The sequence below is a fragment of the Cohnella faecalis genome (assembly GCF_003570905.1).
GTDB lineage: Bacteria > Bacillota > Bacilli > Paenibacillales > Paenibacillaceae > Cohnella > Cohnella faecalis.
On the sequence record NZ_QXJM01000056.1, the window covers coordinates 65571 to 80368 of the forward strand.

General features: G+C 56.3%; 12 protein-coding genes. All 12 read left to right on the forward strand.

Going from position 1 to position 14798, the window contains the following annotated elements; genetic code table 11:
* Positions 1-9: 9 nt before the first annotated feature.
* The 12 genes from D3H35_RS28580 (at position 10) to D3H35_RS28635 (ending at position 14758) form a co-directional block, all read left to right on the forward strand.
* Entirely contained in the window at positions 10-1425 is a 1416-nt protein-coding gene (locus tag D3H35_RS28580; RefSeq protein ID WP_119152490.1) for an FAD-linked oxidase C-terminal domain-containing protein, read from the forward strand.
* 13 nt (positions 1426-1438) lie between these two features.
* On the forward strand, positions 1439-2758 hold the full coding sequence (locus D3H35_RS28585) for a (Fe-S)-binding protein (RefSeq protein WP_119152576.1): 1320 nt from the start codon (positions 1439-1441) through the stop codon (positions 2756-2758).
* 152 nt (positions 2759-2910) lie between these two features.
* Complete coding sequence (locus tag D3H35_RS28590) at positions 2911-4692, forward strand: sensor histidine kinase (RefSeq protein ID WP_119152491.1); 1782 nt, start codon at positions 2911-2913, stop codon at positions 4690-4692.
* An 84-nt stretch (positions 4693-4776) separates the two neighbouring features.
* Entirely contained in the window at positions 4777-6141 is a 1365-nt protein-coding gene (locus D3H35_RS28595) for an ABC transporter substrate-binding protein (protein WP_119152492.1), read from the forward strand.
* A 98-nt stretch (positions 6142-6239) separates the two neighbouring features.
* Positions 6240-6665: a carbohydrate ABC transporter permease gene (locus D3H35_RS28600; RefSeq protein ID WP_119152493.1), complete on the forward strand. Its 426-nt coding sequence runs from the start codon at positions 6240-6242 to the stop codon at positions 6663-6665.
* Positions 6662-7108, forward strand: coding sequence for a carbohydrate ABC transporter permease (locus D3H35_RS28605; RefSeq protein WP_158594336.1), 447 nt, complete (start codon positions 6662-6664; stop codon positions 7106-7108). The genes D3H35_RS28600 and D3H35_RS28605 overlap by 4 nt, the downstream gene beginning before the upstream one ends.
* Entirely contained in the window at positions 7108-7926 is an 819-nt protein-coding gene (locus D3H35_RS28610) for a carbohydrate ABC transporter permease (protein ID WP_119152495.1), read from the forward strand. Before D3H35_RS28605 ends, D3H35_RS28610 begins: the two co-directional genes overlap by 1 nt.
* Positions 7927-7963: 37 nt before the next feature.
* The gene (locus D3H35_RS28615) at positions 7964-9556 is read left to right on the forward strand and encodes a response regulator (RefSeq protein ID WP_119152496.1); all 1593 of its coding nucleotides are present in this window, start codon (positions 7964-7966) and stop codon (positions 9554-9556) included.
* Positions 9557-9574: 18 nt separating this feature from the next.
* On the forward strand, positions 9575-11299 hold the full coding sequence (locus tag D3H35_RS28620; RefSeq protein ID WP_119152497.1) for a glycoside hydrolase family protein: 1725 nt from the start codon (positions 9575-9577) through the stop codon (positions 11297-11299).
* Positions 11300-11332: 33 nt separating this feature from the next.
* The gene (locus D3H35_RS28625; RefSeq protein WP_119152498.1) at positions 11333-12022 is read left to right on the forward strand and encodes an aspartate/glutamate racemase family protein; all 690 of its coding nucleotides are present in this window, start codon (positions 11333-11335) and stop codon (positions 12020-12022) included.
* A 15-nt stretch (positions 12023-12037) separates the two neighbouring features.
* Complete coding sequence (locus D3H35_RS28630) at positions 12038-13303, forward strand: ribulose-bisphosphate carboxylase large subunit family protein (protein WP_119152499.1); 1266 nt, start codon at positions 12038-12040, stop codon at positions 13301-13303.
* A 6-nt stretch (positions 13304-13309) separates the two neighbouring features.
* The gene (locus D3H35_RS28635) at positions 13310-14758 is read left to right on the forward strand and encodes a four-carbon acid sugar kinase family protein (RefSeq protein ID WP_119152500.1); all 1449 of its coding nucleotides are present in this window, start codon (positions 13310-13312) and stop codon (positions 14756-14758) included.
* Positions 14759-14798 lie beyond the last annotated feature (40 nt).

The following is a 14798-nucleotide window of genomic DNA, read 5'->3' on the forward strand; positions in this document are numbered from 1 at the left end:
TCCGATTCCATGCTGGAAAACGGAATCAAACAAGAGCTGGCGGCAGTCGTAGGCTCATCCTTCCTGAAAGACGACAAGCAAACGCTGGTGGCGCATTCTTATGACGGAACGCCGATGCTGCAAGCTTTGCCCGACGCCGTCATCTATCCGGGAAGCACGCAAGAGGTAGCGGCGATTATGAAAATATTGAATCGGCACCGGATTCCGCTCGTCAGCCGCGGCTCCGGAACGAACCTGTGCGGCGGCACGGTCCCCGTTCTTGGAGGCGTTGTCATGGTCATGCACCGAATGAACGCCATATTGGAAGTGGATATGCAAAACTTGACCGCAACGGTTCAGCCCGGCATTATTACGAAAAAATTCATCGAGCATGTCGAAAGCCTGGGGCTCTTCTACCCGCCGGACCCGAGCAGCATGTCCATCTCGACAATCGGAGGCAATATCGCGGAATGCTCGGGAGGGCTTCGAGGATTGAAGTACGGTACGACCAAGGATTACGTGCTTGGTCTCGAATGCGTGCTAGCCTCGGGCGAAATTATCCGCACGGGCGGCAAGCTCGTGAAGGACGTCGCCGGATACGATCTGACGAAGCTTCTGATCGGCTCCGAAGGGACGCTCGCCATCGTCACGGAGGCTACGCTCAAGCTCGTTCCGCCGCCGAAATACAAGAAGACGATGCTCGCGATGTTCTCGGATTTGTACGACGCTGCCCGCACCGTGTCCAAAATTATCGAGAATCGCATTATTCCGGCTACGCTCGAATTTATGGACAACCCGACGATCCGCGTCGTCGACGACTATGCGAAGCTTGGACTGCCGCTCGACATGGCCGCCATTCTGCTTATCGAGCAGGACGGAGATACGGAGACGGTCGAGCGGGACATCGAGCGCATTTCCGGCATTTGCCGCGACGAGAATGCGACTCAAATCAGCATCGCCCATACGCAGGAGGAAGCGCTGAAGCTGTTGACCGCAAGACGCAGCGCATTCACCGCGCTGGCGAGGCTTCGTCCGACGACCATATTGGAGGACGCGACTGTGCCTCGATCCAAAATCGCCGATATGGTGCTCGAAATCAACCGAATCGCGCAGAAGCACGACGTTACCATTTGCACGTTCGGCCATGCGGGGGACGGCAATCTTCATCCGACCGCGACTACGGACGCGAGGGATCAAGAGGAAATTCACAGGGTCGAGGCGGCGTTCGAGGAAATTTTCGAGGCGGCGATCGCGCTTGGCGGCACGATTACCGGCGAGCACGGCGTCGGCTTGGTCAAAGCTCCTTTTCTGGAGTGGAAGGTAGGAAGCGCGGGAGTCGAGATTATGAAGAACATCAAGCTCGCCTTCGATCCGCTCAGCCTTCTCAATCCGGGAAAAATGTTCGCCAAGCAATCCAGACGCAGGGTGGTGCTTGAACGTGGCTAACGACGCGGCGACGATGGATTCAATGAGACAGACGTTGAAATTAAAGCTCGATTACGACCAATTGACGAATTGCATGCGCTGCGGCTTTTGCCTCCCGGCTTGTCCGACGTTCAAGGAAACGGGACTGGAAGCGGAATCGCCGCGCGGCCGCATCGCTCTCATGAAAGCGACCGTAGACGGAGTGATGGACCCGGACGTTCCCTTCGAGGAGCAGATGAGTCATTGTCTGGGGTGCCGTGCGTGCGAGCCGGCCTGTCCCGCCGACGTGAAATACGGGCAGTTGATCGAGCAAGCGAGGGACGCGATCGAGACGCATACGCGGCAGCATCGCGGTTGGGTAAGAGGAGTCCGGAAGCTCGTCTTCAAAGGGCTGTTCCCGCATCAGAACCGGATGAGTCTGCTCGGCAAAGGGCTGCGCTTGTATCAGAAATCGGGGCTTCAGGCTGTCGCAAGGAAGACGGGCGCCGTCGGCGTATTCTCCAAGCAGCTTTCCGACATGGAGCGGATTTTGCCGGAGGCCGGCGGACAAGGAGTCGTCCAACGGTTCGGAACGCGGGTGGCGGCCAAAGGCGAGAAGCTCGGAACGGTCGGTATGTTCCGGGGCTGCCTGATGGACGTCATGTTCGCCGAGACGAATCGCAAGACGGTAGAAATGCTGTCCGAAGCCGGCTTCGAGATCGTTATCCCCGATACTCAGAATTGCTGCGGGGCGCTGCATGCGCACAGCGGGGAAATCGATCAGGCGAGGCAGCTTGCGATGAACAACATTCTCGCGTTTCAGGCGGCCGGAGTCGATTACATCGTCTCCAATGCAGGCGGCTGCGGAGCGATTCTGGTCGAGTACGACCATCTCCTGCACGACGTTCCCGATTGGAGCGAGCAGGCGGTTTGGTTCGCCGGCAGAGTGAAAGACGTCAGCACGCTTCTTGCTGAAAACGGCCGCAAGCTGCATTTTCGCAAGGAGGAGGCCGGAGAAGCTCCCGTGCGCATTACGTATCAGGATTCCTGCCATCTGAAGAACGTCATGAAGGGCGGGGGCGCGCCAAGGAAGCTGCTGTCCGATCTGCCGGGCGTGGAACTCGTCGAGATGCAGGACGCCGGCTCCTGTTGCGGCTCGGCGGGAATTTACAACATTACGCAGCCGCAAATGGCGAATCAAATACTCGACCATAAGATGCAGCATGCCAATGCAACTCAAGCGAGTTATATCGTCACAAGCAATCCGGGCTGTCTGCTTCAGATGAAGCTGGGCATCGAGAAGCACGCGGACAGAGAGCATGTGCAAGCGACGCATGTTATCGATTTTCTATACGATCGGATGGTCAAAAGGTAATTTTATCCTACCGCCGATCCCCTTTCTTCAAGCGCTCCAAAGTGTTAAAATCAGTAACCAACCCCCGTACGAATAGGGAGGTTGGTTTTTTACCATCTTATGTAAGCGTTACCACGAAGGGGGTCAAGGCCATCCGCATCCGCACGGCGTTATTGCTAAGCTACTTCGTCGTCATTCTTCTCAGTATCGCGCTCGTAGGAACGGTGTCCTTCTATATTTCATACAAGACGATGGCCGATAGGGCCGAATCCGCCGGCTTGCAGCTCGTGAGGCAAATCGAGAACAACATGGACAACGACTTTCACAGCAAGCGCAATTTGCTGCTTGCTCCCTATAACGATCAAGCTTATATCGACGGCATTAACCGGTACGCCGATATGAGCGATCAAGAGAAGTTCCTGTTTCGGCAACGAATCGGAGATTTGTATTTGAAGAGCTTTAACGTGACGCCGATCCGGGATTTTCTCCGGTTCCAAATTTATTACGGCGACGGCGAGCTGTTAAGCTCCTCCGACGCCCGCAAGCCGTGGACGCCGAGCCAGGTCCGGAATTCGGAATGGTTCCGCTCGACGGTCGCCAAGGACGGAGAGGCTTTCTTCAGCGGCTTCATTCCGCAGGAAGCGAACGAACCGTCGGAGGTGGCGGCTTACGCCTCTTCCATCATGATTCGGGACTTCTCGAATCCGGACCGGTTCATCGTCGTCCGTACGGAGTACCGTTCGAGCCTGTTCCGCAGCATCGGCCAGAACGACGATTTGTCGCTCAATAGCCGCATCGTTATTTTGGACGAGGACAACCGGCTCGTGTACGAATCGGGGAACGAATCGAAATCGATTGCGGAGTCGGAGCTGCTGGAGCGCGCGGTCGGACGGGAAGGCAAGTTCTGGATCAACGTCGGAGGCGAGGAAATGCTCGCTTCCTTCACAAGCTCCGGCTATTCGAATTGGAAGGCCGTTCTCGTCACGCCGAGAGTGGAAATATTCGGCGCGCTCGACAAGATCAAGACGACCGTTATATTTACCGCGATTATTGCCTTCGTCTTCACGTTCATGATTTCCGTCCTGTTCGGCCAACGAATTACGCGGCCGATCTTGAATTTGTACAAGACTGTCAACCGGATCAAGAGGGGAGACTTCTCCTTGCGGGTCAAGATCGACCGCAACGACGAAATCGGCCGAATCGGCATGAACTTCAATGCGATGCAGGACGAGCTGCAAACTCTGATCGAGACGAAATATTTGAATCAGATCAAGCTGCAGGAAGTCGAGCTTGCGATGCTCTACTCCCAGATCAACCCGCATTTTCTGTACAATACGCTGGACAGCATCCGCGCGATGTCGGACTACTACAAGGTCGAGGAAATTAGCGTCATGGCGCAGTCGCTCGCGGATATGTTCCGCTATAACACGAAGAATAAGGACGAGATCGTTACCCTCCAGGAGGAGCTCGACCAGATCGACTCCTACATCAAAATTCAGAGCATCCGGTTTGAAGGCAAAATCGAGTGCGGCATTCAAATCGACGAAGCGCTGTACGGCACCCCTTTGTTGAAAATGACGCTTCAGCCGCTGGTCGAAAACGCCGTATTTCACGGAATCGAGCGCAAGCGAGGCAAAGGAATGATTACGATCTCCGCGTCCAAGGAGCGCTCGCGCATTCGTCTATCGATTAAGGACGACGGCGTCGGCATATCCGAAAAGCGGCTTGCCGAAATTCGGGACAAGCTGAAGCCGCCCGCGCAGCAGCTAATCGAGCCCTCTGCCGAACGGGAAATCGGCATCGGTATCGTGAACGTGTATTCAAGGTATGCGATTCGCTTCGGAGATCGGTTCGATTTCACTATCGATAGCAAAAAAGGATCGGGTACGGAAATTACGCTCGTTTTCCCTCCTTTCGAGACCGAATCCGACGCGAAGTCGGAATCTTCAACATAGCAAGTCAAAATCGTGAATGGGACGAAAGAAAGCGCTTGCTTATAATCAGGTTGTAAGCGATTACTAACGAGAGGGAGTCGTCGAATGAAAAAGATGAAAGCGATTTACCCGGTAATGTCCGTTGTATTGGCTGCGGCTGCTTTAACCGCATGCGGGAGCAACAACGAGAAAGCTTCGCCTTCCGCCGGCAGCTCTGAAAGCGCTCCCGCGAGCGCATCCTCCAGCCCTTCGGCCGAACCGAAAAAAGACCCTGTCACTTTGACCTTCCTCATTCCGAATACGGACGACGTTACGCCTTACAACTCGATTTTCGCCGAGTTCGAAAAACAAACCGGCAACAAAGTCGAAGTGCAGGCGCTTCCTGGCGGAGACTACGACAATATGCTGAAAACACGGTTTTCTACAGGCGATTTCCCGGACGTATTCCTGATGCAGCCGGGCACGAAGCAATATGTGAAGCTTAGAGCGGACGAAACGCTCGTCGACTGGTCTGGAGAAGCCGGCGTATGGGACGACATCATCGATTCGATCAAGGATTTCCAGAAGAATACCGAAGGAAAAGCGTATGGAGTACCGTTCGGCAAAACCGGCCAAATGGGCGTCTTCTACAACAAGGACGTCTTCGCGAAAGCGAACGTGGAGCCGCCGAAAAACTACGCGGACTTGATCGAAATCGCGAAAAAAATAAAAGCCGCCGGCGTTACGCCGTTCTACGAAGCCGTCAAAGAAGGCTGGCCTACGCAAGTATTCTATTTGACCGGCTGGGTATCGCAGGTCGATCAGGCGATCGGAGCGGAAGGCGTTCAAAAGCTGAACGTGAACCAAGCGAAGCTGGCCGATATTCCCGAGCTGAAAGACCTGTTCGCGAAAGCGAAGCAACTAAAGGATCTCGGATTGTACCAGAAGAACGCGCTGTCCGGTACTTACGATGAGCTTCAGAACGAATTCGGCGACGGCAAAGTCGGCATGATATTCATGCTCGACGGCATTCTGCCTCAGCTGGAGAAGAAATTCGGCAAAGATTTCTTGACGGACAAGGTCGGCTTCTTCCCGTTCCCATCGGCTGCCGATACCGGAACCGCGATGATTACTCCTCCGAACCAATTGATGGTTCCTTCCAAAGCCAAGCATCTGGAGCAGGCGAAGGAGCTCGTGAAATTTATGATTTCCAAAGACAGCGTAAACACGTTCTACGCCAGCCAACCGGGAATTCCGATTTTCAAAAGCGCTACGAGCGAGCTTTACCCGGTTCAAAAAACCGTTCAGGAGTATATCGACGCGGGCAAATCGACCGTCAACGTTCAAAACCGTCTGACCGCATCGTTCCTCGATTTGGGTAAAACGCTGCAGACGTTCCATATTAAAGGCGACGTGGACGCCGCTCTTAACGAGATGTCCGCAAACTACATGAAGGACGGCAATTCCAAACGTCTGGAAGGCTTTGAATAACGCATATCGCTAAAGAAAAAGAACGGGGGGACAGCGGCGCAACGGAGTTTCATTCTGGGCGCAGCGGTCCCTTCCTTTTCGGATAAGGAGGAAAACGCGTGAAGAGGCTCAAATACCCGCTGTACTTCTCATATCCCGCCATCGTCGTCTTCATGCTGTTCTTTATCGCTCCGACGATTATCGGCATTTACTACAGCTTCACCGACTGGAACATCAACGCCGATACGGTTAAATTTATCGGCTTTGACAACTACGCGGAGCTCTTTCATGAGCCCCGTCTGAAGCAGGCTTTCATTAATACGCTTATATTCGCCGCAGCCGTAACGGTGCTCCAGAACGGAGCCGGACTCGCGCTAGCGCTCATTCTGAACGAAAAGCTGAAAACCCGGAACATTTTGCGCACGATCTTTTTCTTGCCTTATGTTATCGCTCCGTTGGTTATCGGCTACATTTTCCGTGCGATCTATCATCCGAGCATGGGGTTGTCAATAAATTCCTCGACATGGTCGGGCTGGATTTCATGATGCAGGACTGGCTGAACGATCCGAAGTATGCGCTGTTCACGATTATTATGACGGACATCTGGCGCGTCGCCGGATTCTCGATGGTCGTCTACTTGGCGGGTTTGCAATTCATTCCGAAGGATCTGATCGAAAGCTCGAACATCGACGGAGCAAACTACTGGAGCCGGTTCAAGCACATCGTATTTCCGCTGCTCGCTCCCGCTTTCACCGTAAACGTCTTGCTTGCGATGATCGGCTCGATGAAAGTATTCGAGATCGTCATGGTTCTGACCGAGGGCGGTCCGGGCTATACGACCGAAGTGTTCTATACGCTCATCCGCACAACGTTCAGCTCGGGCGAAATGGGCTATGCGACGGCGGTCAACATGCTGCTGTTCTTCTTCGTCACCCTTGTCGGCGTGCCTGTACTGCTAAAAATGAAGAAAAGGGAGGTCGAAATGTGATGACCAGACGAAGCTCCGTCATCGCGCTTGAGATCGTAGCGATCGCTTTGGCTCTTCTCATTCTCATCCCGTTCTTCATGATCCTGGTCAATTCCTTCAAAGGAATAAGGGAGTCGGCATTGTTCGGCCTCTCGCTGCCTTCGACCTGGGAGTTCGGCAATTACAAGGACGTGCTCAAGCAGGACAACATTCTTCGCGGCTTCAAGAACAGCTTTCTTATATCCGGTCTGGTCGTCGTCTGCGTCAACGTATTCGCCGCGATGTGCGCATTCGTCATTCAGCGGCGCGGCGGCAAATTTTTGCAGGGTGTATATCTGGCGTTCATCATGGGCCTTATCGTGCCGGTGTCGATCGTTCCGACAATCAAGATGATGGATGCGCTGCACATCAAGGGAACGTATTTCAGCATCATCATGTATTATTCGGCGGTGCTGCTCCCGTTCGCGGTGTTCCTGCTTGTCGGCTTCATGAAGTCCATTCCGCGCGAATTGGACGAGGCGGCGCTGCTCGAAGGGTGTGGCTACTTCCGATTGTTTTTCCGAATGATCCTTCCGCTGATCAGCACGGTGCTGGTCACGGTATCCATCGTCGTCATCGTGTCGGTATGGAACGATTTCTTCGGACCGTTCTACTTGGTGACCGACAGCACGAAGTGGACGATCGTTCTGCAAGTGTTCAATTTCGTTACGCTCTACAGCACGAACTGGGGCATCGTATTCGCCTTCATGATCATCGTCATAACGCCCGTTCTCGTCATCTACTTATTCCTGCAACGTTACATTATCGACGGGCTGACCGCGGGATCGATGAAAGGCTAAGACCGAAAACCGCTCGGATGCAAGGGAGGCTGCCGCCATGAGACAAGTGATGATCGTCGACGACGAGCGCTGGATTCGCAGAGGGCTTATTCAGTCGATCCCTTGGGACGAGCTGGGACTTGAGCTGGCGGGCGAGGCGGAGGACGGCAAGGACGCCTACGATATGGCGCTGGAGAAGAAGCCGGACCTAATGTTTCTCGACATGCGGATGCCGGGCCTTGATGGCAAGCAGCTGCTGGCGCTTCTGCGCAGAGATTTGCCCGAGCTGCTGACAATCGTCGTAAGCGGCTATTCCGATTTCGAGTATACGAAAGAAGCGATTCTTCATAACGCGTTCGATTATTTGCTCAAGCCGGTGAAGAAGGAAGAGCTGGCATCGGTTCTTGAAAAAGCTTTGGTCCGGCTGAACGAGCAAGAGTCGCTCAAGCGGAAGACAGCCGTCGACAATCGAAAGAACGGACTTTGGAGCGCGCTGTTTCAACGCGAGCGGTCGAACGATGCGGAGCGGGAAGCGGCGGACGACGGAGCGGCAGAACGGTGGAAGCCGGGTGAAGAGGCCGTCGTTATGGTAGCGCAGCCGGATCGGTTTTGCGATCGTTATGAAACGCAGCTGTTGACGGATGAATTGCAGAGCAAGCTTATGCGGGACAAAGCGTTCTATATGGGCGGTGCGTGGGATTTCGCCTTGACGGCGGCTCCCGGGGACGCCGGAGAGATCGTGCTTTCGATTAGAAGCGGGCAGCCGGAGCTTCGCGAGCATAGGAGTCTGGTCGCCGATGTGCAGGCGCTGCTGAAGCAGTCGGGCAATTCCAGCTACAGCATCGGAATCAGCGATCCTGTCGGCCATGTCTCGGAGCTTCCCCAAGCGTACAAGCAAGCGAAGACGAGCCTGTCCGCCAAAAAGCTCGGAATCGCCTGTGCCATTCTGTATCCGAAGCGCGAGACCGCCAGCGGAGCGGGCCAATATCCGCGCGAGCTTGAAACAAAGCTGCTGCTGACGCTTCAGATGGGCAGCGAAGAAGCGGCGAAGTCGGAATTTGGCCGCTTCTATGCGGCGGTCGCCGAAGACGGCATGACCGTCGACGATTTGCAGAGGAGCGCCTCCTTGCTCGTTCATGCGATCGAAAAGCAGCTTCACGCCTCGCAGGCGAGCCTGGAGGAAATTAGCGGAACCGGACCGCTCGGCTACGCTGAGATAATTAAGGCGCGCAACGACGCCGCATCGATTCGAACGTTATTCGAATGCCGCATTATTCCGGCGGCAAGCGCCTATTACGGCGCGACTGTCGCGAATCAAGGCGAAAAAATCGTAAGGGAAATTCAGAAGCTGATCGAGATTCATTACGCGCAGCCGCTGTCCTTGCACCAAATCGCGGAGAGCCGGTTCGTGAACCCGGACTATTTGAGCCGGTTGTTCAAGAAGACGACGGGACGCAATTTCGTCGACTATCTCGCCGATTTTCGAATTGCGAAATCCATTGAATTTTTGAAGGATTCGAAGCACAAAAACTATGAGATCGCCAAAAAAGTCGGCTACGAGGATTACCGGTATTTCAGTCAAATATTCAAGAAGAAAACCGGAATGACGATAGGAGAGTTCCGGAGCTCCCGCCCACCGACAGAGAATTAGACAAGGAGAGATTCCGATATGCAAAAACGACTAATACCCGATACGCTGACGCTGGAAGAGAGAGCCGGACACGCGATGAACGCGATTGTCGGCATGGCTGACAGGGATTACGGAGACATTCCCTTTTTTGCCGCCAACCTGATGAACGATCCCGCCAACCTGACTCACGGCGACTGGGATTACGGCTCCTCTCACGGACGGATGGTCGACGCGATGATTCTCGCCCGCCATATGTCCGGCGAAACGTTCGGTACCGATATCGAAGAAAAATACCGCTCCAATCTGCTGTCCTTTTTCAAAGAGGACGGTCTCAGCTACCGTCAGACGAACCCTCATCACAATTGGGAGCCGAACGCGAACTTTATCGATCAACGGGCGGTCATTCTGTCGTTGACGACCTGGTTCATGGCGACGGGCGATCCGAAAGCGAAGGAAGCCGCCGACAAGCATGTTGCCGCTCTTAAGAGAGTAGCGGTCAAAGAGAAGGACGTCTGGTACTATCCGGCTTCGGAATACAAGGAAGGCGGCTGGCCGTCTTCGAATGCGATTTTGCTGCGTCTGGCGCCGGACCCGGCCGCCTTCTGCGGAAGATTGGTCATGCCGCTCTTGAAATACCATCAATTGACGGGCAACGAGGACGCTTTGGAGCTTTGCGAGTTTTTCTCCGCGCTCATCGTGCAGCGCAGCGGGGTGTTCAACGCGGACGGCAGCTTCAACGATGCGCTCGCTTACCGCAGCGGCCATTTCCATACCCGGCTCGGAACGTTGGACGCGCTCGCCCGGTTCGGGGCGTTCAAGGGCGACGCCGCGCTGATAGCCTTCGTGGAGAAGAGCTACGCTTGGGCGATTACCCAGTGCACGACGTTCGGCTGGACGCCGGGAGATATGAAGGAGCAGGCGTACGAGCACGAGACGTGCTCGCTCGTCGATCTGATCGCAACCGGAATTACGCTTGCCCAGAGCGGTTATACGAAATATTGGAGCGTCGTGGAGAAATATATTCGCAACCATCTGGCCGAATCGCAGCTGCTGGAGATGGATTGGGTGAAGGAGACGAGCGACCGGTCGAAGGACGTTCCGGGACTCATTACGTACCATAACATCGGACAAAGAACGCGCGGCGCTTTCGCCGGCTACTCCGCTCCGAACGATTTCTGCTGCAATGTCAATCACGGGCGCGGCCATACGAACGATTTGCAAATTTGCTGCCTGGGCTCGGGAACGCGCGGCTTGTATATGGGCTGGAGCAACACCGTTACGGAGAAGAAAGGCACGGTCAGCGTCAACTTCCTCTTGAATCGGGGTTCCGCATGGCTTGACGTGGAAAGCTGCTTGCCTCATGAGGGCAAGATCGTTCTGCGCATTCACAAGGATATTCATAGATTGCAGGTTCGCATACCGGAATGGGCGGGCTATGCGAAAGTGAAGTTCGCCCGCGAGCTTAACGGGGAGACGACGAATGGAAAAGGCAGCGATCCGAGCACGTGGGTCGGCGAGCATTTCCTGCTGCTTGGCGGCGCTAAAGCGGGGGAAGTCATTACGATCGAATTCCCGCTGTCGCTTCGCAAAACGATAGAGACGGCTGTCGGCCAGACGTTCGAGACCGAATGGCGCGGCGACGACGTTGTGGGCATTTCGCCGGCCGGCACGGAGCATCCGTTCTATAGCGGCCGCAAAGTGTACGACAAAGCGCCGATGCGCGAAGGAGAGCTTCGAAAAGTCGAGAACGAGTTCGTCTGGTAACAAAAGCGCGGCGATTAAGGGAGGATGCGAGAGATGAGAACGGTTGTGGCGATTTATACCGGCCAAGGGCTGGCCGATCCGCTTAAGGCGGTATTCAAGGAAGTGCTTCCCGAAGTTCGGCTCGTCAATATCATCGACGATAGCCTCATCGGAGACGTCGTCCGCGCGGGACATATTCCCGCCGGAGTCGCCAGAAGGCTTGTTCAATATTACCATAACGGCGAAGAGCTGGGCGCGGACGTCATTCTGAACACCTGCTCTTCCGTCGGAGAATTGGCCGACGGCGCCGGAGCGTACATCGGCGTGCCGATCGTCAAGATCGACCAAGCGATGGCGGCGAAAGCCGCCGCCGAATACGGCCGGATCGGCGTGCTCGCGACGCTGCCTTCGACACTGGAGCCAACGGTTCGTTTAATTGCGAAGGAAGCAGGCTTGCTCGGCAAAGAGGTTTCCTTGGTCAAAGGGCTGGCGGAAGGCGCGTTCGATGCGCTGGTCGGCGGCAGTCCCGAGGAGCATGACCGCATTTTGCTGGAGACGGCAAGACGGGTATGCGAGGAAGCGGACGTGCTCGTTCTCGCGCAAGGCTCGATGGCCCGTATGGAGAAGACGCTCCGCGAAGCGACGGGCAAGCCGGTATTGTCCAGCCCGCGGCTCGGAGTCGAGCAGGTCAAAGAGGTGCTGGCGCGGCTCGACCGCGAGCAAGCCGGAACGAACGACGCTTAGAACGGAGGGGTTCCAGTGAGCGCAAATAGAGTAAAAGCAGTGTATCTCATAGAGACGCCCTATACGTTGGAACGGGCGGCGGAAGTTATTGCGGGAGAGCAATCGACAGGCACGTTTACAGCTGTGCCGGGAGAAACCGATTTGTTGAAGGAAAAGCACGCGGCGCGCGTCGAGAGCATCGAAGAGCTGGAAGCGGCTGGCGTTCCGACGCTGCCGGGCTCCAAGACGCCGCAAGGGCATGACGGGCGGTATCGGCGCGGCTTGGTGACGGTATCGTTCCCGCTGCATAATTTCGGTCCGTCCATCCCGAATCTAATGTCCGCCGTTGCGGGCAATTTGTACGAGCTGCAAGAGCTGTCGGGCATCAGACTCGTCGATCTGGAGCTTCCTGACGATTTCGCTGCCCGTTATCCGGGGCCGAAATTCGGCATTGAAGGCACTCGCAGGCTGACCGGCGTATACGGCCGTCCCATTCTAGGGACGATCGTAAAGCCGAGCATCGGTCTTGCGATGGAGGATTTGCAGAGAATGATTACGGACGTCTCCGCAGCGGGTCTGGATTTCATCAAGGACGATGAATTGAACGCCAACCCGCCTTACGCTCCGCTGGAGCTGAAGGTGAAGTCCGTCATGGAGGCGGTCGAACGCGCTGCCGACGCCACAGGCAAAAAAATCATGTACGCCTTCAATATTACAGGCGACATCGAAGAGATGAAGCGCAATCACGACTTGGTTGTGAAGGCGAGCGGCAACTGCGTCATGGTCAGCATCCTGAGCGTCGGATTGGCGGGACTTGCGCATCTCAATTCGTACAGCGAGGTTCCGATTCACGGACACCGCAACCAGTGGGGAATGCTGACCCGCTGTCCGATGCTCGGCATCGAGTTCGCCGCTTATCAGAAGCTGTGCCGATTGGCCGGAGCCGATCATCTCCATGTGAACGGCTTGAACAGCAAATTTTATGAAAGCAACGAATCCGTCGTTCGTTCTATCGAGGCGTGCACCGCTCCCATGTACGGCGGGTACGCGGCAATGCCGGTCGTGTCTTCCGCGCAGTGGGCGGGAACGGCTCCCGCGACCTACGCCGCGACGAAGACGGTCGACGTTATGCACTTGGCCGGCGGAGGCATTCTCGCTCATCCGGCCGGTCCGGCCGCCGGCTTCGAGAGCATGAAGCTGGGCTGGGAAGCGGCAGTCAAAGGCATTCCGCTGGAGGAATACGCCGAGCTTCATCCCTCGCTGAAGCAAGCGATTGCGAAGTACGGCAACGGAAAGGGCTGATGGGCGATGCGGACCAGGTTGACGAACGAGCCGCAGGCCGATCGCGGCGAAGCGACGGCGGAAGCCGCCTTCTCCGGCTGCCGTCCGGCCAAGCTGCTTTGCTATTACGGCGACGATTTCACCGGCTCGACGGACGTGCTGGAGTCGCTGTTCCGCGCGGGCGTGAAGACCGCCTTGTTTCTGGAGCCGCCTAGCGACGATCGGCTGCGGGGACGCTTTGCGTCGATGGACGCGTTCGGCGTGGCGGGAGTCGGGCGTTCATTGACGCCGGAGGAGGCAAAGCGCGAACTGCGGCCCATCTTCGAGACGTTGAAGAAGGCGGGGGCGGCGGTCGTTCACTACAAAATTTGCTCCACCTTCGATTCCTCTCCCGGAATCGGCAATATCGCCGCGGCCGCAGAGGTCGGACGCGACGTGTTCGGAGACGAATACATTCCGCTTCTCGCGGGAGTTCCTTACTTGGGCCGCTATACGTTGTTCGGCAATCATTTTGCGGCGGCGGGGGGCGAGGTTCATCGGCTGGATCGCCATCCGACGATGTCGCGCCATCCGATCACTCCGATGAAGGAAGCGGATTTGCGCAAGCATCTGGCGGAGCAGGGCGAGCACAGCGTGTCGCTCATGGACATATTGGCGCTCGACGGACCGCTGCCCGAAGTTAGGGAAAGGATGCGTCGGCGTCTCGAATTGGAAAAACCGGACATGATGCTGTTCGACGTGCTCGACGAAGCGCGGCTTGAGACCGTTGGCCGGTTGATCTGGGAGGAAGCTTGCCGTGTCGAAGGCCGTGGAAGGTTCGTCATCGGCTCTTCCGGCATCGAATACGCTCTGGGCGCTTGCTGGAAATCGGAAGGGCTGACGGGGAGCGGGACGGAAGTGCCGACAAGCGTTCCTTCCGTCGATCGGCTGCTCGTCGTGTCCGGCAGCTGCTCGCCGATAACGGAGTCGCAGATTGACTCTGCCTTGCGAGCAGGCTTTGCGGGCATTCGCGTACCCGTCGACGAATTGCTTGGCGAGGAGCAAGCAGCGCAAGCGCGCATGCGCTTGCTGGAAGAGGCGAAGGCAAGGCTCGACGAAGGAAAAAGCGTCCTGCTCTACTCGGCGGCAGGTCCCGGCGATTCCAGCATTGAGCTATTCCGGGCGGCACTCACTGCCGGGGGCTTCCGCGCCGACGACAGCAGCAGGCTGCTGGGCTCGATTCTCGGTTCGCTTGCCCGAGAGCTTATCGTCGGCTCGGGATTGACCCGCTTGGTCGTTGCCGGGGGAGACACATCAGGCTATGTTACCCGAGAATTGGGCCTTTACGCGCTGGAATGCGCGGCTGCGTTGACGCCGGGAGGACCGCTTTGCCGCGCTTCGTCCGACGATGCCCGGCTGGAAGGTTTGGAGCTTGTGCTGAAGGGCGGACAAGTGGGCGGAGTCGATTTTTTCGAAAGAGTCAGAAGAGGCAGCTAACAAGCAATCACAACGGCATCCCTTCCCTATTGAGGGGAGG

What these genes read in the sequence shown, in the direction of transcription:
- D3H35_RS28580 (WP_119152490.1), top strand. Translation starts at nt 10, where the DNA reads ATGCTGGAAAACGGAATCAAACAAGAGCTGGCGGCAGTCGTAGGCTCA.
- D3H35_RS28585 (WP_119152576.1), top strand. Translation starts at nt 1,439, where the DNA reads ATGGATTCAATGAGACAGACGTTGAAATTAAAGCTCGATTACGACCAA.
- D3H35_RS28595 (WP_119152492.1), top strand. Translation starts at nt 4,777, where the DNA reads ATGAAAAAGATGAAAGCGATTTACCCGGTAATGTCCGTTGTATTGGCT.
- D3H35_RS28605 (WP_158594336.1), top strand. Translation starts at nt 6,662, where the DNA reads ATGATGCAGGACTGGCTGAACGATCCGAAGTATGCGCTGTTCACGATT.
- D3H35_RS28610 (WP_119152495.1), top strand. Translation starts at nt 7,108, where the DNA reads ATGACCAGACGAAGCTCCGTCATCGCGCTTGAGATCGTAGCGATCGCT.
- D3H35_RS28615 (WP_119152496.1), top strand. Translation starts at nt 7,964, where the DNA reads ATGAGACAAGTGATGATCGTCGACGACGAGCGCTGGATTCGCAGAGGG.
- D3H35_RS28620 (WP_119152497.1), top strand. Translation starts at nt 9,575, where the DNA reads ATGCAAAAACGACTAATACCCGATACGCTGACGCTGGAAGAGAGAGCC.
- D3H35_RS28625 (WP_119152498.1), top strand. Translation starts at nt 11,333, where the DNA reads ATGAGAACGGTTGTGGCGATTTATACCGGCCAAGGGCTGGCCGATCCG.
- D3H35_RS28635 (WP_119152500.1), top strand. Translation starts at nt 13,310, where the DNA reads ATGCGGACCAGGTTGACGAACGAGCCGCAGGCCGATCGCGGCGAAGCG.